This is a genomic window from Cyclobacterium sp. SYSU L10401 (genome assembly GCF_010993705.1).
Classification (GTDB): domain Bacteria; phylum Bacteroidota; class Bacteroidia; order Cytophagales; family Cyclobacteriaceae; genus Cyclobacterium.
Genome location: NZ_WOFO01000012.1, coordinates 1 through 22,022, shown reverse-complemented (window position 1 = coordinate 22,022; position 22,022 = coordinate 1). Strand labels below are relative to the sequence as shown.

Below are 22,022 nucleotides of genomic sequence, written 5' to 3'. Positions count from 1 at the left end.
TCATCAGGGTGTCTTCTCCATGACTACTCCCTCGGATAGGCGTATGGTGGTTTTGGTGTCGCAAATTCCAGATTTGGAATATACCAATTCATGGGTGACAGGCTGTTCCCCCGTTCGCAGCACTGTCCAGGTTTCCGTTCCGGAGGAGGGCCTGAAGAGGGCCATGTTCAGGCATTCGGCTCCTGTTGTTTTGGAAAGATTGACACTGAAATCATTTCCACTCCAATTTCTCCCGCCCATTTCACCATTACTGCGGATTTCTGATAATATGCCGGATTGAAAGATGCCCTGATGCGCTAACCCGGACCGAAGCCGGGTGCTGGAACCCTGGTTGTTTTCTAATAACAAGGAATCTGTCTGTTCAAGCAGAATTTTGCTGTCCGTGCGCTTTTCAGGAGAATAGAAGTTCCGAAATCCTTTTACAAGGGTGTTTTTATACCGGTAATTTTGGAAAGACAGCTCAAGGCTGTCATTGGCCCCTGGAGATGGGAGGCTGTAATGAAGCTGGATCGACCCTTCAAAGTCCGTAGGGCCGGTATCCTCGCAGGCAAGCTGGTCATAATCCAGGGTAATGGTCAAAGAGTCTTCAGAAAACAGAATGGACGGGCAGCCGGGCAGGCTATCGGTAAAAGACTCATTTTTGAAAGCCTCCCATTCATAAAAAGCCAGGTGCAGGTGTTCATCAAGGGATTTTGACACCCAATAAGCTTCTTCCCCCTCATAAGACTGATCAATCTGCAAATCCCGGCTGTTGTCCAGGTTACAGGAAAGTAAAAAAACGAAAACGGTGTATCTGACAAGTGACTTCATGTGAACCGCAATTCTATTAGAGTATATGGATTGTTTACCCAAAGTTAAATAAACTTTAACCCAATCATTTGATTGACCACAAAATTACGTATTTTAAAACAAGTTTGATTTAAATGCAAAATGCATTTGGCCGCTAAAAAACAAATTATAAACAGATGAAATATACAGAAGGCATGTTGGTTCAGGATGCATTAAAAGATCAGGTGGTACTGGTGACGGGAGGAGGTACCGGTTTAGGCAGGTCTATGACCAGTTATTTCCTGACACTGGGAGCAAAATTGGTTATCAGCAGCCGGAAAATGGAGGTCTTGGAAAAGACAGCGGCTGAATTAAGGGAACAAACCGGAGCAGAGGTTTTACCTTTGGAATGCGATATCCGGGATTATGAGCAGGTGGATCGGATGTTCCGGCAAGCCCGGGAATATTTTGGAAAAATTGACGTAGTGGTCAATAATGCAGCAGCCAATTTTATATCTCCTACAGACAGGCTTTCTGTCCGTGCCTTTCATACCATTTTGGATATTGTACTTAAAGGAACTGCTAACCTTACCCTGATAGCGGGAAAGGATTGGATCAGCCGAAAAAATGCCGGGGTATTCCTGAATATAGTCACAACCTATGCCTTTACAGGATCTGCCTATGTGGTCCCCAGCGCGGCCGCCAAGGCCGGGGTACTGGCGATGACACGGTCTTTGGCGGTAGAATGGGCACCCCATGGTATTCGCAGCAATGCCATAGCTCCGGGTCCCTTTCCTACAGCTGGAGCATGGGATCGGCTTCTGCCTGGAGAGCTCGCAGATAAGTTCAATCCTGCCAAAAGAGTTCCCCTAGGTAGGGTAGGGGATCACCAGGAATTAGCCAATCTGGCAGCTTATCTGATTTCTCCTTATTCAGCCTATATCAATGGAGAAATCATTACCATTGATGGAGGTGAATGGCTACAGGGCGCAGGTCAGTTCAATGGCTTAAAATCACTCAACAAAGAATTTTGGGATTCCATGGAAAAGCAAAGAAAAGGTAGCGGTTAAAAAAAGGAAGTAAGGCTTTACCTTTTGTCTTCCTTGTAGACCGGAGGCTTTTTAAAGGGTAAGGTAAGGCTGTGGTCCCAATTGGGCAGAACTTTTTGGATATTTCTTTCTTCCAGAGCCGTGGTTTCAATGAAATACCAGTTTTCCCGGTTTTCCGTGCCAACGGCAATTAGGTTGCTATTGCTGGTGAGGGTTCCTCCGGGTACTTTGGTGATCAGGGTAATGGGCACGATGGCATGAACTTCATCTTTGACCATGACCGATTCAATTCGATCGCCAAATTCTATGGAGGTCAGGTGTTGCCCTTTTTTTTGTTTGGTTTCCTGAATTTGTTTCAAAATGTTTTTCATGGCATCCCTGCCTCCGGCTTTTTCAATGAGGGTGGGGTAGGTAAAGTCCAATAGGATCTCATGATCTCCATGAAGCTGGGCATAGGCATAAATCTGCCCGGCTGTTTTGATTTCTTCCTCGACCTGGGCCTGGATTTGAAAAGGCAGAAAAAAGGCAAGTGAAAGGAGCGAAAAGAGTAAATTTTTAACCATATCCCTGTCTAATTTTTCACCTAAAATAAGGGCTGTAGCAGGATTTTCAAGGTTAAATTGAATAAAATTTCATTACTCTATACCAGATGCATTAAACCAGTGAAGTTCTCCATTTTCTATTCCATAAGCTACCTGGATCGGTTGACAACACACTTCGCAATCCTCAATGTATTCCTGTTCACGCACACTGGGATCAAGCAGCATGGAGATTTCTGCCAGGCAGTACGGGCACTGAAAATAATGTTCAATTTCCATAAGGATTTGCTGATTGGTCTTTATACTTTACTCAAATTGTATAAAAAAGGTTGCCTGTACTATGGGCGCATGAAAAAGGATTACCGCATAGCTCAGAGCATGGCTTCCAGGCAAGCCGCTATGGCAGCTTTAAGTTTTGCCTGCGGCTTTGATCCAATCAAATACCAGTTCCTGAAAGGGAAATGTCTGCTGTTTTGCTATCCAAAACCTGACCATTCTCACATTTAAGGATACGGTAAGGGTATTTTTTGAGCAGTTCGTAGTTGTGTGTGGCCATCAGTATAGCTGTCCCTTTTTTGTTGATTTCCTGGAAGAGCTTGAATATGCCATCTGAAACATCAGGATCCAGGTTACCGGTAGGCTCATCGGCCAGTAGAATGGAAGGCTCATTGAGGAGTGCTCTGGCAATAACCACCCGCTGTTGTTCGCCACCCGAAAGCTGGTGTGGCATTTTGGTGGCAGCCCCTCCGAGGCCTACCCCCATTAAAACCTCAATCATGCGATTTTTCATTTTGATTTTGTCCTTCCAGCCGGTGGCGCGGAGTACAAAATAGAGGTTTTCTGCTACAGTGCGGTCGGGGAATAATTGAAAATCCTGAAAAACGATGCCCAGTTTGCGCCGCAGAAAGGGGATTTCTTTCTTTTTGATATGGGCAATGGAATAGCCGACCACCTGGGCTTCCCCCATGATCAATGGCAAATCAGCATAAAGGGTTTTGAGTAAGGAACTTTTACCACTGCCGGTGCGCCCGATTAAAAAAACGAACTCGTCCTTTTCAATATCGAAGTTGACATTTTTCAGGATCGTATTGATGCCTTGAAAAATACAGGCATTATTAACTTTTACTACAGGCTCGTTAGAGAAAATCATATCAGAGGCTGAGTTTTTTAAGTTTACCGAAAGGAAGGTCCCTGATCAATTGCTCCAAAGCTTCTTCTTTGCCTTCCAGACCAAATTTTTCCATGTTCTTTAATGGCCGATCTGCCCTGAAATAGGCTACCAGAACAAAATTTTCGTCCCTGATCTGAATGTAATCCGGGATTTTGGCCTTTCCTTTTACTTTAATGATATACATGCGCCCCAGGGTTTTACTTGTAATACTTCCTGTCTGTTAGAATCAATTGTAACCAAAAAAGGACAGGTTGTAACCTGCCCTTTGATTATTTTATTTATTGGCCTTGGCATGATCTGCCAGAAATTGAGCCAAACCTTTATCGGTAAGGGGATGGTTCAGTAAGCCTGTAATCACTTTTAGCGGACAGGTCACCACATCAGCGCCTAACTCCGCGCACTTCACCAGGTGCATGGTATGCCGCACAGAGGCAGCCAGAACTTCTGTTTCAAAACCATAATTTTGATAGATATGAACGATTTGCGAAATCAGGTCCAAACCGTCAAACGAAATGTCGTCCAGCCTTCCAATAAAAGGAGAAAGGTAACTGGCCCCTGCCTTAGCAGCCAATATGGCCTGCCCGGCTGAAAAAACCAAGGTGCAATTGGTTCGAATACCCTCACTTGAAAAGTATTTGATGGCCTTGATCCCTTCTTTGATCATGGGGATTTTGACCACGATTTTGTCATCAATTTTCGCCAGGGCTTTTCCTTCCCTGACCATACCGTCAAAATCCGTGGCGATAACCTCGGCGCTGACATTGGCATCTACAATATCACAAATGGCTTTGTAGTGGGCATTTACCTGGTCCTCCCCGCTGATGCCCTCCTTAGCCATCAGGGAGGGGTTGGTAGTTACACCATCCAATACTCCCAGTTCGTAGGCTTCTTTTATTTCGTCTAAATTTGCGGTATCAATAAAGAATTTCATGCTAAATAAATAAGGTTTTTGATGTATGCTGGTAAATTTAATTCAAAATTAACAAAAAGCAGGACCTCTTGGGGAAAAGGATAAAAAAATAAGCGGCATCGCACCGCTACAACCGCCTACCCTTGCTTCCTTCCGGACCTGGGGGGTTTAGCAGGAGCTGGTCGTGCCGCTCGGTACAAAGGTAAATAAAATTACCACATCCGCAAAATATTTCACACTAGCAGGAGTAATGGCTTTAGGCTCAATGAGAAAATTATTGGCAGAATTATTGTTATTCTAATGCGTACGGGACCTGCATTAGGTAATGACAAAATAATGATAAAAATAAAAATTATGGTAAAAGCACTGAGTATTTTAAGTTTGGTATTTTTAATGGGTTCCTGTGCCTTGTTTCAGCCCCGGATCCCCTATCAATTGGGGATGTCCGAAAGTAAATTTCTGCGACAAAACAAAGATGCCGTCATCAGCCAGTTGAACAATGAAAAAAAGGTATATCGCATCAACAAAGATGAACGCTTTTATCTGCTGGCCACCTTTGAAAACGATGAGCTGGTTAGTTTGGAGGAAAAAGAATTGGTCCCTCAATGGCCACAACAGCGGATGATGGATCCGAATAATCCGAACTACAATAACAATGGTAACCGGAACCAACCCATTCAGGAAGGGCCCAATCAAGAATAGCTTTCGTTCAGTTGTTAAAAAATATTTTCATTTAAACCAACTATTTAGAACTAACCTACAAAAAAAGTCTCTTCCATTTTAAGGAAGGGATTTTTTTTGGTATCAACCAAAGGCCTAGCCCACAAGCAATGAAGAGATCCTTTAAATTATTTATTAAGTTTATCATATTGAATAAAAATATGTTTTATTATTTGGCTATATTTATTCTTTGTTTGGATCAAACTGAAAAATAATGGAAAATAACCGACGGAAGTTTTTAAGGAGATTGGGCCTGGCCGGGGCAGCATCGGCTTTGGCACCGGCAGCGTTTGCACATCAGGAAGCATCGGATTTGGTTCCCTTGCGAATGCAAAGGAATCCTGGGGAAGTGGCTGACCGGGAGCTTAAAATTGCACTTATAGGAGCAGGAATCATGGGCACTCAGGACATGAATACCGCACTTCAGCATGAAAATGTGCAGATTACGGCAGTATGTGATTTGTATGATGGGAGATTGGAATCAGCCAAAGAAAAGTGGGGTGACCATTTGTTCCTGACAAAAGACCACAAAGAAATACTGAAAAGAGATGACATCGATGCCGTATTGATTGGCACTCCTGATCATTGGCACAAGCAGATCAGCATTGATGCCCTGAATGCCGGAAAGCATGTTTACTGTGAGAAGCCAATGGTGCATCATGTAGCGGAAGGAAAAGAAGTGATCGATGCCTGGAAGCAATCAGGAAAAGTTTTTATGGTCGGGAGCCAGGGGATTTCCAGTTTGGGGAATGAAAAGGCAAAGGAACTGTTGGCAGAAGGGGCCATAGGAGACATCAATTATGCTGAGGGGTTCTGGGCCAGACATTCTCCGGAGGGGGCCTGGCAATACCTGGTTCCTGATGATGCCTCAGAAAAAACCGTTGATTGGAAGCGGTATATTTCCAATACCACTTCAAGAGATTTTGATCCCTTGCGGTTCTTCAGGTGGAGAAATTACCTGGACTATGGGACTGGTATGTCAGGGGACTTGTTTGTCCATTTGTTTACCAGTTTGCATTTCATCACCAACTCCCTGGGCCCTGATAAAATTTCAGCCATGGGGGGCTTGCGGTATTGGAAGGACGGTAGAGAGGTTCCCGATGTATTATTGGGGATGTTTCAATATCCGGACAGTGAACAGCATCCGGGATTTAACCTTTCATTAAGGTGTAATTTTGTAGATGGTACCAGCGGATCCACCTACCTGAAGATTGTAGGTAGTAAAGGGTCTATGGATGTGAAATGGGATGAGGTAGTGGTCAAAACCAATCAGCAGACGGCCAGCGATGATCCTTTTATGGAAGCCCAGGCCAAAATGAGGGGAGCTGCTGCAGACAGGAAGAAAATTCTTCCTCCCAATGAGATGGTGTATAAGGTAGAGCCGGGATACAAAGGGGCTCACTATGATCATTTTGGAAACTTCTTCCAAGCCATTCGTGAAGGAGGGCAGGTAGTGGAGGATCCTGTTTTTGCCTTCCGGGCAGCAGCCCCGGCCTTGCTGTGTAATGACAGTTATTTCCAGGATCAGTTTATACAGTGGGATCCGGTAAATATGAAGTTGGTTTAAATTTTAAACAGAAAAGATAAGTAAAACCTAGAACGAATGATGAAAACAATTGTAAAAAACAGTAGCCTGATGCTGGCCATGGCCTTGCTATTATCCTGTGCTTCTTCCGGGGAGAAGGATCTTTTTAATGGAGAAGACCTGTCGGGATGGATCGTTTACGGCACGGAAAAGTGGTATGTTGAAGACGGAATTTTGGTTTCCGAAAGTGGCCCTGATGCAGAATACGGGTATTTGGGGACGGAAGAAAATTACAAGGATTTTGAGCTGACGGCCCAATTCAAGCAAGATCAGGACGGTAACAGCGGTATTTTTTTCCGCTCTACCTTTGAAGGTACCAAGGTATCCGGATGGCAGGTAGAGGTAGCTCCTCCGGGCAATGACACCGGAGGGATTTATGAGTCTTATGGCAGGGGCTGGTTGATCAAGCCTGATCCTGAAAAGGACAAACACCTTAAGTTCGGAGAGTGGAATGACATTAAGATTCGGGTAGAAGGCGATCACGTGACCACCTGGTTAAACGGCGTGGAAATGGTAGATTATACCGATGAAAAGATCGGAGAAGGAGAAGGACAGCTTGCCCTGCAAATTCACAGCGGTGGAGGCTTAAAGATCTCCTGGAAAAACATCAAAGTAAAGACCCTGTAATTGATTCTCTCCTTTGGCAGGATTTCTTACTTCTGCCATTGATGTCTTTGTCACACAAAAGCCCTGGAAATCTCAGGGCTTTTGTGTTTTAGCACTATTGTTTGACGAAAGGAAGGAACCTTTGGGCCATTTTTTGTAATTTGCATCCTGTTAAAAGAAATAGCATGTCCAAATTTGATTCGATAAGACCTTTTTATGATAGTGAAGTCAACCAGGCTTTGAAAGAAGTTGCTGCTCATCCCATGATGAAAGCGATGATGAATTTTACTTTTCCGGATAAAACGGATGAAGAATGGACAGCGCAGCTACTCAAAACCCATTCCATTCGTGATTTTCAGATCAATTTTATTTACCATTCCGTGCAAAAGGTATTGGCAATCAGTTCCAATGGACTCACCACTTCGGGATTTGAAAAGCTTGAACCCAATACCGCTTACCTGTTTGTATCCAATCACAGGGACATCATACTGGATACCTCCCTTTTAAATACTACCCTGTATGAGCATGGCCTTCTGATGACTACTTCAGCCATTGGAGATAACCTGGTAAAAAAACCATTTTTAAAAACATTGTCCAGACTGACCCGGAATTTTATTGTGCACAGGGGGCTCAGCCATAAAGCCATGCTGGAATATTCCATGCTCAATGCTGAATTCATCAGGGAAGCTATTTTTTCTCAAAACAGGTCTGTATGGATTGCCCAAAGGGAAGGAAGAACCAAGGATGGAATGGATTTGACCCAAAAGGGAGTGCTGAAAATGCTTTCCAAAGCTTCCGGAGAGATGCCCCTGAAAGAATATTTTAAGAAGCTTAAGATAGTGCCCATTTCAATTTCTTATGAAAATGACCCTACCGATATGCTCAAAATGCCAGAGCTGCTAGCAAAGGCCAGGGAAGAAACCTATGTGAAACAGAAGAATGAAGATTTCAGAACCCTGATGAGTGGCATTATGGGCCAAAAAAAGCGGATCCATATTTCTGTCGGGAAACTACCGGATAAAGAAATTGAGGCCATATTCACTAAGGAAAATACGGTCAACAAGCAACTCCAACTGCTGGTGGAGGAACTGGATAAGGAAATAGTGAAAAACTACCGCTTATGGCCTACCAATTACATCGCCCTGGATTTGCTCAACCAAACAGCCGAACATAAAGACCAATATACTGTTCTGGAAAAAGAGGAATTTCAGGCGAGAATGAGAGAAGGCGTGGCATTGGATAACCCGGTGGCAGTCAGGAATTTTCTTGCCATGTACGCCAATCCGGTAATCCATAAGGAGAAAATGCAACAGTTGACTACCTGATAGGTTGAGGATGGGTTGAATATTCAGGAATTACAATATCAAATATAAATAGCACTGCTTTGATAGAGAAAAAAGTAAATATTGGTTTGGTGCAGCTGACTTGCGGGAGAGAACCCGAAGCAAATGTTGAAAAAACAGTAGCGGCCATTTACAAGGCTGCCGGGCAGGGAGCCAAAATAGTTTGCCTGCAGGAGCTTTTCAGGTCCCTTTATTTTTGTGATGTGGAGGCTTATGAAAATTTTTCGCTCGCTGAAAAAATTCCCGGTCCCAGCACGGAAGTCTTTTCGAAACTGGCGGCAGAGCTGGGCATTGTCATCATCGCCTCCCTTTTCGAAAAGCGGGCGGAGGGGATTTATCACAATACCACTGCCGTACTGGATGCAGATGGCAGCTATTTGGGTAAATACCGCAAAATGCACATCCCGGATGACCCGGGTTTTTATGAAAAGTTTTATTTTACTCCCGGTGATCTGGGCTATAAAGTCTTTTCCACCAGGTATGGTAAACTGGGTATACTGATTTGCTGGGACCAGTGGTATCCGGAAGCGGCCAGAATCACTTCCCTGATGGGCGCAGATATTTTATTTTACCCCACCGCTATTGGATGGCATGAATCACAGGATCCGGCCACCAATAAGGAACAATACGAGGCCTGGCAAACCATCCAGAGATCCCATTCCGTGGCCAATGGTGTGCCGGTGGTTTCGGTGAACCGGACCGGTAAGGAGGGAGAATTACAATTTTGGGGAGGGTCTTTTGTTACCAATGCTTTTGGAAAAGTCATTTTTCAGGCCCCCCATTTGGAAGAAACGGTAGAAGTGGTCGCTGTAAGTCTGACACAATCGGACAGTTACAGGACGCATTGGCCCTTTCTCAGGGACAGAAGGATAGATAGTTATGATCCACTTCTCAAGCGTTACCTGGATGAAAATTGACCCCAAGTTTAACTTTAAGGGTTTTTCTGGGAAGGACCCTGTAGCTCCGGCAGCTTTGGGCTATTATTTCCCTGCCGAATTTCACCCCCATGAAGCCACCTGGTTGAGTTGGCCCCACAAAGAGGCTTCCTGGCCGGGAAAGATTGATAGTATCTTTCCCTCCTTCAGCCGCTTTGTGGCTTATCTGACAGAAGGGGAAAAGGTGCATGTCATGCTGGCGGATGATACCATGCAGGCCTTTGCAACGGCGCATCTTGAGCGTTCCGGTGCAGACATGAAGCAGGTTTTCTTTCACCATTTCCCTACCAACGATGCCTGGTGCAGGGATCATGGACCTTCTTTTTTGTTAAATAAGCACCCGGAGATGGGCAAGGCCATTGTGGATTGGGGCTACAATGCATGGGGAAACAAGTATCCACCCTATGACCTGGACAATTTGATTCCGGAAAAAGTGGCCCTGCATTTGGGTATCCCTTGCTTTAAACCCGGCATCATCATGGAGGGAGGCTCGGTAGATTTTAATGGAAAGGGTAGCCTGCTGACTACAGAAGCCTGCCTGCTCAACCCAAACCGCAATCCCCAATACAACAAGCAGGAAATTGAGAACTTTTTAAGGGACTATTATGGTGTTCAACAAATCCTTTGGCTGGGGGATGGGATTATTGGGGATGATACCGATGGGCATGTGGATGACCTGACCCGTTTTGTCAGCGAAAGCAAGGTGGTGACTGTGGTTGAATCCAATAAAAAGGATGAGAATTTTCAGGTATTGAAAGAAAACCTGGAGATGCTGCAGACTTTCAGGCTTCCGGACGGGCAGTCCCTGGATATTGTGGAGTTGCCCATGCCTTCCCCTGTAATTTACGAAGACACCCGCTTGCCAGCGAGTTATGCCAATTTTTATATCGCCAATAAACATGTGATTGTGCCTACTTTCAGGGACAAAAATGATGATAAGGCATTGGATATCCTCAGCGGCTGTTTTCCCGACAGAAAGGTGGTGGGAGTAGATTCCTGGGATTTGATTTGGGGGCTGGGATCTTTCCATTGCCTCAGCCAGCAGGAGCCTGCTTATCTGTGATCCGGATTCAGAAAACGGAATTCCTTTTTACAGGGTAGGGAAATATATTTGGCACTTACAGGGCGTAGGTGCAGATCCCTTTTCCTGAGCCGGCTAGTATACATTTTCTCAAGTCCATCGACTTTTTCGAGGGTTTTTATTTTTATACCCTAACATTATTAAGACAATTGATATTGGATCTATTAAACATTTAACTATTGATTATTTGGGGTAAATAATTATATCAAAAATTACATTTTGAGTTTTCATGCTTCCAAACCACTTTAATTTCTGAAAGTCTATCATAAAGCTCATTTGTATTTCCCAAATTATCGCCGGCACAGTTCCTGATGAATGAGGCATAATTGACCAGTGGGTCGCAATTTCCATAGAAGAAGACCCTTTCACCTTGATACAAAGCCGTGGAATAATAGGAGTATTCATCACTACGCACTTCATCAATGGCAGTTTTTAGCCATTCTACTTCCTGTGCTGGGTTTTGCACTTCGCAAAGATGTGTTGGGGAGAGATTGGGATCTTCTTTTTCGCATGAAATTAGTGCGAATGAAAATACGAAAATGACTGATTTTGTTAGATTCAAGATAGTTTTCATCGATTAAAAATTAAACCCAAAATGCAGACCCGGTCCTCCGACAACGAATTTTGACTTTTTGTGATCAAGTTGTTTAAAGGAATCAGGCATTTTTGTGTGATATGGACGGTGCGTAATAGCTAAAGATGGTTCAATAAATAATATGTTTCTAAATAGTTTAACGTAATAGCCCACTCTAAAAGTTTTGAAAATCTGAAAGCCCCTACCAATTTTCTGATTGTCCTCATCAACAAAACTTTGCAAAGCGTTCATTACCTGAACTCCAGCATAAAGACTCTTCCACAAAAAATCGCTAATAAGCTACATCAAAACCATACTCTCTAATGAATCCGTTCCGTTTATAGAGGTACTTCCAAAATCCCAAAAGCCTGCTCCGAACTGCAGCTGGGGTCTTAATACAAGAAGGCCTGGACTAAAAACTGACAAGCGGCCACCAAAAACTGACAGGCCTGAATATAAAAACTGGAATTTTTCAGTTCGGAAGTTGGTTTTTGAATCTTAAAACCGAAGATTTTTTCTAAAAATTGACTGCTCTGCTATTTGAAAAAAATCAGGACTGACAATTTTTCGGAAATTTTTTCATTTTCCAAAAAACCGGGTACTTCTAAACTCGAAGTTTGCAGTTCAGAACCCGGCCTGTCAGTTTTTTATACGCAAGGTTTCGATTTTGAGGTGAATCGGGTCAGGTTTTTGGCAGGTTTTGGCACCTTTTATATACTGGTCTCGTCATAGATGCTTCTAAAACTATTCGGATAATTGACATAGACCAATGAAAGCTTGCTTTGCCGGTATTGAGCTGTTGCCCAAGCGCTCCAGCCTCTGGCAGTAGTGTACGCGACTAGGTCTGATTGAACAAAAAGCTTTAATCCTTTTTCTGCGTTTTGCCCATAAAGGGAATAGGCAAGAAAAACGTAAAGAATAAAATAGCTATTTTTTTTCATGCAACCATTTTTTTTTATAGTCCAAATTTAAAAGATAGCTAAAAAAATCTTAACATATGTTGAAGGTTTTAAGCAACAAACAATTATTCCAGCCCCCTCGCTAATTGATTTTAAAGTTTATCCTTTGATAGCTGAATACAGAATAAAAGGAAGTGTTTCAAATGTAAGTCTGCTACAACTCCAATAATCCCAAAAGGGACTGCCGATAATACGATACTACTTTTCTTTATTTAGTTGAACGGCATCAGGAGCAATAAGATGAAAATGAAGAAAGAAATCGAGAGCGTTGCCAGCACGGCACCCATCGCCTTGGTGCTCGCCCCGGTGGCCGCAAACGGAGTTTAGGAAGGGGGGTCGGTACGGTTGAATTGATTTAATAGATATGTCCCTTTGAGTGTATGTTCGTTCAATTCACCCACATCTATGTTCAGTTCACTCTTTTCGACAAGTACATGGAGCAGAATAGGCCGTACCTTAGAGTAAATCAACCATAAACAAGCATGAAATTTCCAGTGAATTTGAGGCGAATCCAATGGCCAACCAAAAACATGCCCTTGATTTTTGTATCGATCTTGATGGCTTTCTCTTTTTGTGCACAAGCACAAATAGAGGGGCAGTGGAAGGACACCGAAAAGAGTATCACAATTTTGATATACGAACAAGAGGGGAAGTATTTTGGCCAGTTGCTTTCTTCGGAAGATGCCGAACAAAACAAAAAGATACAAGAAAATGGAAAAATTGTATTGCTCAGGGACTTTAAAAAGAAGAGTGATACAAAATTCTGCTGTGGCACCATCTTTCAACCTAAAGCAAAGAGAACCCTTGATGCCACGCTGTTTTTGGAAGATGACAAAACCTTAAAGATCAAGGCAAGCTACGGTTTTTTCAGCGGAACAAAATATTGGAAACGGCTTTAACGTAAGAAATCTATTGCACCCATAATGGGGTTGTTGCTGGTCCATCTATCCTTATTTGCACGAATACAGTCCTTTTCAGAAGCTGAAAAAGGGATTGCAGCTGCAGCGCATGAACCCATTCAATTCGATTTCCTGTGACGGGTTTATTAATAGCGTTGCACTATTGGCTTGACTTATGGACAACCTTTCAATGATAATGCAGATAGAACCGCAGAACCCGATACAATTGTCTTTGCCGACTTTACCAGGAAAAGGGCATACAAATCGAAGAAAGCGGAATAGGATGCGTCCTTATTCTCAACGATGGAAGCCTAACTCATCCAAAATTAATTGGGTGCATCTGTCGGTTGGTGAAGACACCTCGGAGGCTCCCTAAACCTGGAACCGCCATTTTTGGTGGATACATCAAAAACTCGTAACTAGTTGCGTTATTCAAAGTATAACTATTCTACTCTCAAAATTGAAACTCAATACAAAAACTCTATTACCCATTGCCCTATCCGTGGTTTTGCCCCTTTTGGGGATATATGCAAACACCGATACGGAGTCCATTTTTAATCTGGGTTTTATCGGTAACTGGATGGTTGGGTTCATCACCTGTTACACGTTATGGTACATGCTATGGGAACTTTGGAGGGTAAAAAAACCCAAATATAGGGCTTTGCTAGTTGTGTTGGGCATCCTTGCTTGTATTGGGGTTTTAAACGGTTTTTTTTTCCTGTTCATGACAGATGGTGTAGAAAATTCATTAAGGGCCCAATCAATAGTGAGAATCATATTTGCTTCCATCATTTTTATGATTATTCAATATGCCCTCAAAACGCAGGAAAACATTTCGAGGTTATTAATTGAGAAGGAGCAGATACAGAAGGAAAATTACAGGGTCCAATTAAAAGCGCTGCGAAAAACGGTCGATCCGCACTTCCTGTTCAACTCTTTGAACACGCTGCGTTCCATGGTGCGCCAACGGCATCAACATGCCGAGGCTTTCGCGATGAACCTGTCAGACTTTTACAGGCAAATATTGAGGCATGACGATAACTCGACGCTACCGCTTTCAGAAGAGCTGATGGTACTGGAGTCGTACCTGTTCCTCATGAAAAACCGCAACGAGGCAGCCATGCAAGTAAAATTGGGGGTTGACGAGAAGTTGCATGCGTTGCATTTGCCTTCTATGGCATTGCAGGTAGTGGTGGAGAATTGCTTCAAACATAACAGCATGACCGCCAAAAAGCCGCTAACCATTGAGATCGTAAGTACGGAAAACGGTCATATCGAAGTATGCAATAACCTCCAACCAAAAATTGAAGAGGCTGAAAGCTCCGGCTATGGCCTGGATGTTTTGAGGAAGCGTTATGCGCTTTTGAACGAGCAGGATGGGGTTGCAATTAAAGAAAAGGACGGACATTTTCTTGTACAATTAAAACTGCTTAGAAGATGAATGCCTTAATTGTGGAAGACGAAGCACATACCGCCTCACTTTTGCAGGAAATCATTGAGCAAGATGACGATTTTATGGTCATCGAAAAATTGGAGTCGATAGCAGAAGCGGTCCAGTACCTGAGTAAATACCAGAAAAACCTGGATATTCTCTTTTTTGATATCCAGCTGGCAGATGGGAAGAGCTTCGAAATCTTTAAACATGTGGATGTAACCGTGCCCATCGTGTTTTGCACCGCCTATGATGAATATACCCTCCAAGCCATCAAAAACAACGGGATAGACTATGTGCTCAAGCCTTTCAAAGAGGAAGAAATCCATGGGGCACTCCAAAAGTACAAAAGGTTGGTCAGCAGTTTGAAATCTAAAAATGCAGCACCCGTAACCATGCAGACACAGGATGATAAGAAATTCCAAAAGAGCTTTCTGACCCAGCACAGAGAAAAATCTATAATCAAAAAAGTGGAGGAAATCGCCGCTTTTACCGTGGAGTATGAAAACGTGTACCTCTATACCTTTGAAGGGGAAAAATATCCCATTTTTAAAAAACTCGAATACGTGGAATCCGTCTGCGATCCGAGCCGGTTCTTTCGCATCAACCGACAGCTGTTGGTGAACAAGGAGGCCATCCAATCTTTTGAGCCTTATTTCAACCGAAAAATAATCTTACAACTTCGGGTACAGTTACCCGAGCAAGCCGTGGTCAGCCGGTTGAAAGTATCGCCATTTAAGGAATGGTTGGAGAGATAAGGTAGTATCTTAGTTAAAATGGTGAAATAGTCAGTTTTTTGACCGAAGTCTTGCATTTAACGCTGCATAAAACGTACAATCTGTGAAATCCTTTAGTCTTTCTTTAAAATGATTTAGTCGGCCATTTTAGCCTGATCTAATTTTGTTTCCATCATCAAAATCAATGCATACACCATCGAAACCGAAGCCAGGAAAACCCCAAGACCCATTACGAAGCGGCTGCTCCGTTAGAGCCATTTGCCATCAGAGATGGAGGATTAATCACAGGGCAAAAGCAAGATAGTAGCGCCTTATTTTCTCATCTTGTCATTGAAGCTTTGACATAAACAGCATAAACTAACAGACATGAAAAAAGTAGCATTAATAACAGGAGCAAGTTCAGGCATGGGAAAATCAACCGCCGAAATCCTTCGTCAACAAGGTTATAAAGTGTGTGGAGCGGCGAGAAGAGTTGAACGTATGCAGGATTTGAAGGACAAAGGAATGGGCGTTGTGGCATTGGATTTGACCGAGGATGCGTCTATCGTAGAAGCGGTAGATACCCTTTTGGAAAAAGAGGGCAGAATCGATATTTTGATCAATAATGCCGGGTATGGCGCTTATGGTTCGGTAGAGGAAGTGCCGATTAAAGAAGCCAAAAGGCAGTTTGAGGTGAATATTTTTGGATTGGCCCATTTGACACAACTGGTGATCCCAACCATGCGAAAGCAAAAATCCGGACGGATCGTCAACATTTCATCAATGGGCGGGAAGATATACACGCCTTTCGGAGCTTGGTACCATGCCACAGAATTTGCGCTCGAAGGATGGAGCGACTGCTTAAGATTGGAATTGAAACAGTTTGGGATCGATGTGGTCGTAGTGGAGCCTGGCGGCATCAAAACCGAATGGGGAGGTATAGCCATGGAAAGCCAAAAGAAAGTTTCGGGTAAGTGGGCCGTATGCACACTTGGCAAACAAGGTTGTTGCCAGCATGGATACCACCAATGATAAACTTACGCCCGTGGACGTTCTGGGAAAGGAAATTGCCAAAGCTGCTACGGTTGGAAAGCCTAAAATCAGATACTTGAAAGCATATTTGGCAAAGCCATTTGTAGGAATGAGGAAATGGTTGGGTGACAGCGCTTTTGATAACATTATCCTCAGCCAGTTGAAAAAAACCAGTCCCTGATAGTAAGTAATTCATAACATGCGGGAATCGTATTTCATCCATTCCATTAGCCAAGCCCACAATGCCGTGGGCCTGGCTAAGCCTAAGCACCCTTTAGTTTCGGTAGTAAAAACAAACGAGTATAAGCCTTCAATCGATCTTCGGAGCGTGAAGGCTATCAACAACCTCTACCAAATCACGTTAAAACACATAGGTTGTGGTAATTTGCTTTATGGAAAGAACTCTTATGACTACGAAGAAGGGACATTGGTATTTACCGCTCCAGGGCAAGTAACGATTTGGGAAGCTCAAATGCCGTCACAAAGTGATGCAGATGAAGGTTGGACGCTGGCTTTTCATCCTGATCTTATCCAAAAATCCAATCTGGCAAACAAAATTGATACCTATTTTTTCTTTCAATACGATGTGAATGAAGCGCTTCACCTCTCTGATGATGAGCGCAAAATGTTAGAAGAGATCCTGGATAAAATAGAGAAGGAATACAGTCAAAATTTGGATAGGCATAGCCAAAGCCTGATCATCTCAAACATTGAATTGCTGTTGGATTATTGCATCCGATTTTATGACCGCCAATTTTACACCCGTTCCAATTTGAATGTTGACCTTGTATCGAGGTTTGAAAACCTGTTGAAAGGCTACTACAAAACGGATAAAGCCATCGAGTTAGGTATACCAAGTGTAAAATATTGCGCTCTGGAGCTAAACCTCTCCACAAATTAACTGAGCGATCTATTGAAGAAGGAAACCGGAAAAACAGCACAGGAGCACATTCATCTATTTGTTATTGAAAAAGCAAAAAACCGTTTATTGAATTCTTCCAATTCCATTAGTGAAATTGGATACCATTTAGGGTTTGCATACCCTCAGCATTTTAGCAATCTTTTTAAATCAAAAACAGGGCTTAGTCCCAGTGAATACAGAAAGAATTAAATAAAGGTATATCGGTTTAATTCGCCCACATGAATATCAGGCGGCTTGTCGTGTACAAGATGCCATCTTTAAACAGTATTGGGCTATGTCTATGAACTACGGCGGGTAGGCGTTAAATTGATAATCCTGCTGAACAACTTTACAGAATAGGTGAACTTGTTACAAAAAGCTCATTTTTTTATCTAACAATTATTTTCATGATGCGATACAACCGATAATAGCCTTAACCCCCAACCGGTTCAATTGACTTGCCGATTGGTGCAGTTCAGGCAGTTTGCACCGAATCAGCACGATCAGATGAGATAATTTTACGATGTATTCAAAACAACAAATACTTTAAATCTTGTTAAAATGAAAACGTTTAAAATCAGTCATTTCTTACTTCTATCTCTGTTTGTGGTGCTCTTGAGCTGCACAGATGATGAAGGCCAACAACCTGAAATCGCACCCGTAGAGCCCCGCCCTTTTCAGCAACTGTATGACCAAGGAGTGGATAGGTATCTGGGCACCATTACACCTATTTCTTCAACAACTGTAGGCCCTGGGGTAACCGAACATGTTTTTAACAGTGCAGATGGCCCCGTTTGTTTTACCGGCAAACAATTTTCGATGTTCACCAGAAACGGAAGCAGCAATAACCTGATGATCTTCCTGCAGGGAGGGGGGTTTTGTAGCCCAGTAGTTTGTGCAGCAGTTGAAGAGGGCATCCCTTTTATTCCTTTTGGGATACTAAGCCCGAGCGACCCGCAAAATCCTGTTGCAAATTATAATGTAGGGTATGTGCCTTACTGCGATGGTTCCATGATGTCGGGCGATAACGAAGTGGATAGCGATGGCGATGGTGTAAATGACCGTTTCTTTAAAGGCCTACAAAATTTATCAGCATCCCTTGATGTAATTGTTCAAAACTATCCGTCTCCTGAAAAAATTGTACTTGCCGGAAATAGTGCAGGAGGCTTTGCAGTACATGCGGCTTTACCCTTAGTAAGAAAATTATACCCCGAAGCCCGAATTTATGTAGTCAATGATTCAGGGCAAGGCATTGGTAATCCAGGAGGCTTTGAGGGATTGTTTACTTATTGGAATTCTAATGCTTTTATACCTTCGAGTTGTTCAGATTGTATTGGGTCAGACGGTAACCTGACGGGTCTTCATGACTACCAGCTCCAACAAGACGATAATATCCGCATGGCGTATATTTCTTCAAAACAAGACTCTGTAGGCTCGGCTTCAATGGGAGGTCCCGCTTTTGAAGCGCAACTCATAGAAGCTGCTATAGAACTTAACAACGCCCACCCCGAGCGCTTCCAAAGTTTGATTGATAATGGTAATGCCCATACCTACATCATCAGGAGTTTTAATGTAGAAGTAGGGGGCGTAACCGTAAGGCAATGGCTCGCCGATATGATCAATGAAAGCGCGGGTTGGGAAACAGTTATTGAATTGAAAAAACTTATCAAAAAAAAATTCTCAACAATTTTCTCCATCGAAGATGGATGTTAGCCAATCTTTTACCTCAGAAATTTAATGTTAAAATAGATTCGATTTTATTATGAAAAAGCTCAAATTCATTCCCGTATTTATATTCTTATCCATTGGTTTATTGACGGTTTCCTGCCAAGTTGATGAAATGGATGTTTCTCCTGAAGAAGAAACAGAAGTTGAAATTTTAACTACAGCAGGTGGTATAGCGTTCGTCAGGACCCCTGAAGCGCAATTTGAAAATTTACCCGACTGGCCTTACGACTACAAGTATGTTGAAATAGACGGATTACGCCAAGCCTATGCAGAGGCCGGTCCGGCTAATGGACAAGTGGTATTATTGCTCCACGGCCAACCAAGTTGGTCCTACCTCTACAGGAAAATGATTCCTGTATTGGCTGATGCCGGATACCGGGTCATTGCGATGGATCATATCGGTATGGGACGCTCTGACAAACCCATCGATATAAACTACTACAGCTATCTGGGTCATGCTGATCGCTTAGGGCAATTTATTCAGGTCCTTGGGTTAACCGACATCAACTTATTTGTGCAGGACTGGGGCAGCTTGATCGGTTTGCGGGTAGCCGGACTTAATCCGGACTGGTTTGCCACGATTAGTGTCGGAAATGGAGATTTAATAATAATACCTGAAGGCGTTCAGCCTTTTACACCTGTAGAAAATCCAAATGAACACGAAGATTTAAACTTCCCGCTTGCAATCGTTCCTGATCAACAGTTCCCCTTTTATAATGGTTGTGAATTGCTCTTTGGAGGAGGAAGTCCGCAGGAGGGCTTTCGAGAATGGATAAACTATGCCATGAAAGACACTACCTTTCATGCTTCTGAGGTAGTAGAAAGTGGCACTTGGTTCCCGTTATCAGATGCAGAAGAAGCGGCCTACGATGTGCCATTCCCCAGCCGCGAATACATGGCAGGTGTCCGCACATTTCCGTCATTGATCAATCAAATGCCCGGACTCAACGAGGATGCCTGGGCGGGTCTTACTGCATTCGAAAAGCCATTCCTGACTATTTGGGGTGGGAATGATCCTGGCAACTTAGGCAGTTGCGAAACGCAGCAAAAGTTTATTGATGAGGTTCCAGGGGCTGAAGGGCAGCCGCATGACCGTCTTCCTGAAGCCGGCCATTTCCTGCAGCATGATCAGGGAGTAGAGATAGCTACCAGATTGGTTGAGTTTTACGGCACTTTCTGATTTGACGTAAAGCCGATTGTTCAACATCAGAATTGGTTAAAAAAGCAATTAACCTTCGATTTCTTGCTCGCTTAAATGTGTGCCTAAAACCGTTGGTCTTTTGCTGGACATAAACAGGATAGCCTTGTTCAGTTAACCCACCATTTTGTTCAATTTGCTTTTGTTGACAGGTCAATGCCTCTCAAGCTCCCGTATCTTTATTGTGTGAATGTCAATAGCTAAAATTAAAAATTCTGTATTCTAATAACTAATTGAAATTATCATGGACTCCATCAATGTATATTTCCTAGGGTTCGTTTTGGTTGCCCTGGTTGCAGAAATCATCTGGTCAAATGCCAAAAAGAAAGCAGTGTTCAACCTGAAAGAAAGCTTGGGCAATTTCGGGATACTGGTTGGCAACAACTTGTTGAAACCACTTTCCCTCGCTTGGAAGTATTTGGTGTTCGATTGGGTGGCCTCTTTTCGGTTTTTTGAGATTCCGGCCGGTGTTTTTACCATCGCCCTTACCTTTTTAGTGACCGAATTCGCTTACTATTGGTACCATCGGTTGAGCCACGAAGTGCCTGCTTTATGGACGTTGCACCATACCCATCATTCGAGTATCTGGATGAATTTGACCACAGCTGTGAGGTTGAACTGGCTTGGGAATTTTATCAGTCCCTTGTTTTACATTCCGCTGGTACTGCTTGGGTTTTCCCCGGAAATCATTGTTACCAGTTTGGCGGTCAGCCTGTTTTTCCAGTTCTTCCTCCATACCGAGGCTGTAGGCAAACTCGGTTTTTTGGAAGGGATTTTCTTCAATACCCCATCGGCACACCGCGTGCATCATGGTTCCAATGAAAAGTACATCGACAAAAACTATGGCGGGATGCTCATCCTATTCGACAGGCTATTCGGCACCTATCAACCAGAGGAAGAAAGAGTGAAATATGGCGTTACCACCGGCTTTCTAAGCCATAACCCTATCATTATCAACTTTTCACCGCTCCTTCAATTTTTGAAAGGCCGTTGGAAACGGGAAAAGGATCGGGTAAGGGAGCAGGGTGTCAATCAAGCAAACCGAAAAATAATGATGAAATCTACAATCAAAACAATTGCCGTAATAGGGGTGCTGGCACTAGTTGCCGGTTGTGCAGACAATGGGGAAGTTGTGATTACAGAAACGGCTGAAAAAGGTCTGTTCGATGAAACCATCAGCCATGACAACCTTCAAAGGGAGTATTTGCTCTATGTTCCGGAAAGTTATATGGGCAACGAACCTGTCCCTCTTGTTTTCAGCTTGCACGGTGCCGGGGGTACAAAGGAAAGCCAGTATGGTTTGAGCCAATTCAATCTACTTGCCGACAGGGAAAATTTTATTCTGGTAACACCACAGGCAATATCTATACTAGGAAATAGGACGTTTTGGAACCAGCGAAACGACCCCAACCAGAGGGCACTCCAGCCAACGGTATCCCACTTACCCTATACCAATCCGGACAACGGAAATACAGTGGTCAGCTATTTGTACAACTACAGTACAAACGGGGTTGAAATAGAACACCTGGAAGTGATCGGCGGGGCACACGATAAATATCCGATAGTCATGATACGATATGAGCTTTTTTATTCGATATCGGTTCGGTCAAATGCCCCACACCCTACAACGGTTAGTATATGAAAAGTAGGCGATTTCGAAGCACGAAACTTTCGGTTAAGTACGAACGTTGATACTGCACCCTGATCCAACTCATCTACCGAAGGGTAAAATGTCCGACCACCCTGCGGCTCATCCCTGCCTGCGGCAGACAGGCGAAAATGGCTCCGTGCACCGATCCAGATCAACGGAAAACTGCACAGGCGTAGAAAAGGAGTTCCTCAGGGTTCCCCAATCAGCCCCTTACTGAGCAACATC

At 43.4% G+C, this 22,022-nt stretch carries 25 protein-coding genes, 1 other RNA gene and 1 pseudogene; 18 read left to right on the top strand and 9 right to left on the bottom strand.

Translation table 11 applies throughout. From position 1 onward, the window contains the following. Nucleotides 1-3: 3 nt before the first annotated feature. A complete protein-coding gene (locus tag GL182_RS21140) occupies nt 4-810 on the bottom strand; it encodes a hypothetical protein (RefSeq protein ID WP_163381790.1) in 807 nt (268 codons plus the stop codon). A 155-nt stretch (nt 811-965) separates the two neighbouring features. Here GL182_RS21140 and GL182_RS21135 point away from each other — a divergent pair, with 155 nt between their 5' ends. Then, nucleotides 966-1,838 (top strand): SDR family oxidoreductase, encoded by an 873-nt coding sequence (locus GL182_RS21135; protein WP_163381789.1) that lies wholly within the window; start codon nt 966-968, stop codon nt 1,836-1,838. A 17-nt stretch (nt 1,839-1,855) separates the two neighbouring features. On the opposite strand, the gene GL182_RS21130 is transcribed toward GL182_RS21135, so the two are convergent. From GL182_RS21130 to ffs, 6 genes are all read right to left on the bottom strand, one after another. Further along, a complete protein-coding gene (locus tag GL182_RS21130) occupies nt 1,856-2,380 on the bottom strand; it encodes a hypothetical protein (RefSeq protein ID WP_163381788.1) in 525 nt (174 codons plus the stop codon). Between the two features lie 72 nt (nt 2,381-2,452). Further along, nucleotides 2,453-2,635: a CPXCG motif-containing cysteine-rich protein gene (locus GL182_RS21125; protein ID WP_163381787.1), complete on the bottom strand. Its 183-nt coding sequence runs from the start codon at nt 2,633-2,635 to the stop codon at nt 2,453-2,455. A gap of 157 nt (nt 2,636-2,792) precedes the next feature. Then, nucleotides 2,793-3,506 (bottom strand): cell division ATP-binding protein FtsE, encoded by a 714-nt coding sequence (locus GL182_RS21120; protein WP_163381786.1) that lies wholly within the window; start codon nt 3,504-3,506, stop codon nt 2,793-2,795. A gap of 1 nt (nt 3,507) precedes the next feature. Then, complete coding sequence (locus GL182_RS21115) at nt 3,508-3,711, bottom strand: fructose-6-phosphate aldolase (RefSeq protein ID WP_163381785.1); 204 nt, start codon at nt 3,709-3,711, stop codon at nt 3,508-3,510. Between the two features lie 90 nt (nt 3,712-3,801). Continuing rightward, nucleotides 3,802-4,458 (bottom strand): fructose-6-phosphate aldolase, encoded by a 657-nt coding sequence (fsa, locus tag GL182_RS21110; RefSeq protein ID WP_163381784.1) that lies wholly within the window; start codon nt 4,456-4,458, stop codon nt 3,802-3,804. A gap of 86 nt (nt 4,459-4,544) precedes the next feature. After that, nucleotides 4,545-4,631: signal recognition particle sRNA small type (gene ffs, locus GL182_RS21105), an RNA gene on the bottom strand. 160 nt (nt 4,632-4,791) lie between these two features. Here ffs and GL182_RS21100 point away from each other — a divergent pair. The 6 genes from GL182_RS21100 (at nt 4,792) to GL182_RS21075 (ending at nt 10,689) form a co-directional block, all read left to right on the top strand. Continuing rightward, nucleotides 4,792-5,139, top strand: coding sequence for a hypothetical protein (locus tag GL182_RS21100; protein ID WP_163381783.1), 348 nt, complete (start codon nt 4,792-4,794; stop codon nt 5,137-5,139). A gap of 232 nt (nt 5,140-5,371) precedes the next feature. Continuing rightward, the gene (locus tag GL182_RS21095; protein WP_163381782.1) at nt 5,372-6,724 is read left to right on the top strand and encodes a Gfo/Idh/MocA family protein; all 1,353 of its coding nucleotides are present in this window, start codon (nt 5,372-5,374) and stop codon (nt 6,722-6,724) included. Between the two features lie 39 nt (nt 6,725-6,763). After that, nucleotides 6,764-7,369 carry a DUF1080 domain-containing protein gene (locus GL182_RS21090; RefSeq protein WP_410492723.1) on the top strand — a complete coding sequence of 202 codons (606 nt, stop codon included), beginning with the start codon at nt 6,764-6,766 and terminating at the stop codon, nt 7,367-7,369. 164 nt (nt 7,370-7,533) lie between these two features. Beyond that, nucleotides 7,534-8,673, top strand: a complete 1,140-nt coding sequence (locus tag GL182_RS21085; protein WP_163381780.1) for a 1-acyl-sn-glycerol-3-phosphate acyltransferase — start codon at nt 7,534-7,536, stop codon at nt 8,671-8,673. A 62-nt stretch (nt 8,674-8,735) separates the two neighbouring features. After that, entirely contained in the window at nt 8,736-9,608 is an 873-nt protein-coding gene (locus GL182_RS21080) for a carbon-nitrogen hydrolase (protein ID WP_163381898.1), read from the top strand. After that, on the top strand, nt 9,598-10,689 hold the full coding sequence (locus GL182_RS21075; RefSeq protein ID WP_163381779.1) for an agmatine/peptidylarginine deiminase: 1,092 nt from the start codon (nt 9,598-9,600) through the stop codon (nt 10,687-10,689). The genes GL182_RS21080 and GL182_RS21075 overlap by 11 nt, the downstream gene beginning before the upstream one ends. A 223-nt stretch (nt 10,690-10,912) precedes the next feature. On the opposite strand, the gene GL182_RS21070 is transcribed toward GL182_RS21075, so the two are convergent. Further along, nucleotides 10,913-11,281, bottom strand: a complete 369-nt coding sequence (locus tag GL182_RS21070; RefSeq protein ID WP_163381778.1) for a hypothetical protein — start codon at nt 11,279-11,281, stop codon at nt 10,913-10,915. Between the two features lie 710 nt (nt 11,282-11,991). After that, on the bottom strand, nt 11,992-12,222 hold the full coding sequence (locus tag GL182_RS21065) for a hypothetical protein (protein WP_163381777.1): 231 nt from the start codon (nt 12,220-12,222) through the stop codon (nt 11,992-11,994). A 500-nt stretch (nt 12,223-12,722) separates the two neighbouring features. On the opposite strand from GL182_RS21065, the gene GL182_RS21060 reads away from it, so the two are divergent. The 11 genes and pseudogenes from GL182_RS21060 to GL182_RS24465 form a co-directional block, all read left to right on the top strand. Further along, entirely contained in the window at nt 12,723-13,139 is a 417-nt protein-coding gene (locus GL182_RS21060; RefSeq protein ID WP_163381776.1) for a DUF2147 domain-containing protein, read from the top strand. 460 nt (nt 13,140-13,599) lie between these two features. Next, nucleotides 13,600-14,580 carry a sensor histidine kinase gene (locus tag GL182_RS21055; protein WP_163381775.1) on the top strand — a complete coding sequence of 327 codons (981 nt, stop codon included), beginning with the start codon at nt 13,600-13,602 and terminating at the stop codon, nt 14,578-14,580. Beyond that, complete coding sequence (locus GL182_RS21050; protein ID WP_163381774.1) at nt 14,577-15,329, top strand: LytR/AlgR family response regulator transcription factor; 753 nt, start codon at nt 14,577-14,579, stop codon at nt 15,327-15,329. The genes GL182_RS21055 and GL182_RS21050 overlap by 4 nt, the downstream gene beginning before the upstream one ends. Before the next feature lie 345 nt (nt 15,330-15,674). Continuing rightward, complete coding sequence (locus tag GL182_RS21045; RefSeq protein WP_240469920.1) at nt 15,675-16,319, top strand: oxidoreductase; 645 nt, start codon at nt 15,675-15,677, stop codon at nt 16,317-16,319. Further along, nucleotides 16,303-16,500: a hypothetical protein gene (locus GL182_RS24355; protein WP_240469919.1), complete on the top strand. Its 198-nt coding sequence runs from the start codon at nt 16,303-16,305 to the stop codon at nt 16,498-16,500. Before GL182_RS21045 ends, GL182_RS24355 begins: the two co-directional genes overlap by 17 nt. A gap of 18 nt (nt 16,501-16,518) precedes the next feature. After that, entirely contained in the window at nt 16,519-17,220 is a 702-nt protein-coding gene (locus tag GL182_RS21040; protein WP_240469918.1) for an AraC family transcriptional regulator, read from the top strand. Between the two features lie 12 nt (nt 17,221-17,232). Next, nucleotides 17,233-17,430, top strand: a complete 198-nt coding sequence (locus GL182_RS24350; RefSeq protein WP_240469917.1) for a helix-turn-helix domain-containing protein — start codon at nt 17,233-17,235, stop codon at nt 17,428-17,430. Between the two features lie 351 nt (nt 17,431-17,781). Further along, nucleotides 17,782-18,933, top strand: coding sequence for a pectin acetylesterase-family hydrolase (locus GL182_RS21035; RefSeq protein WP_163381773.1), 1,152 nt, complete (start codon nt 17,782-17,784; stop codon nt 18,931-18,933). A 49-nt stretch (nt 18,934-18,982) separates the two neighbouring features. Beyond that, on the top strand, nt 18,983-20,128 hold the full coding sequence (locus tag GL182_RS21030; protein WP_163381772.1) for a haloalkane dehalogenase: 1,146 nt from the start codon (nt 18,983-18,985) through the stop codon (nt 20,126-20,128). Between the two features lie 262 nt (nt 20,129-20,390). Further along, on the top strand, nt 20,391-21,788 hold the full coding sequence (locus GL182_RS21025; RefSeq protein ID WP_163381771.1) for a sterol desaturase family protein: 1,398 nt from the start codon (nt 20,391-20,393) through the stop codon (nt 21,786-21,788). A gap of 50 nt (nt 21,789-21,838) precedes the next feature. Next, nucleotides 21,839-22,022 (top strand): annotated as a pseudogene (locus tag GL182_RS24465) (group II intron reverse transcriptase/maturase); the annotation flags it as partial.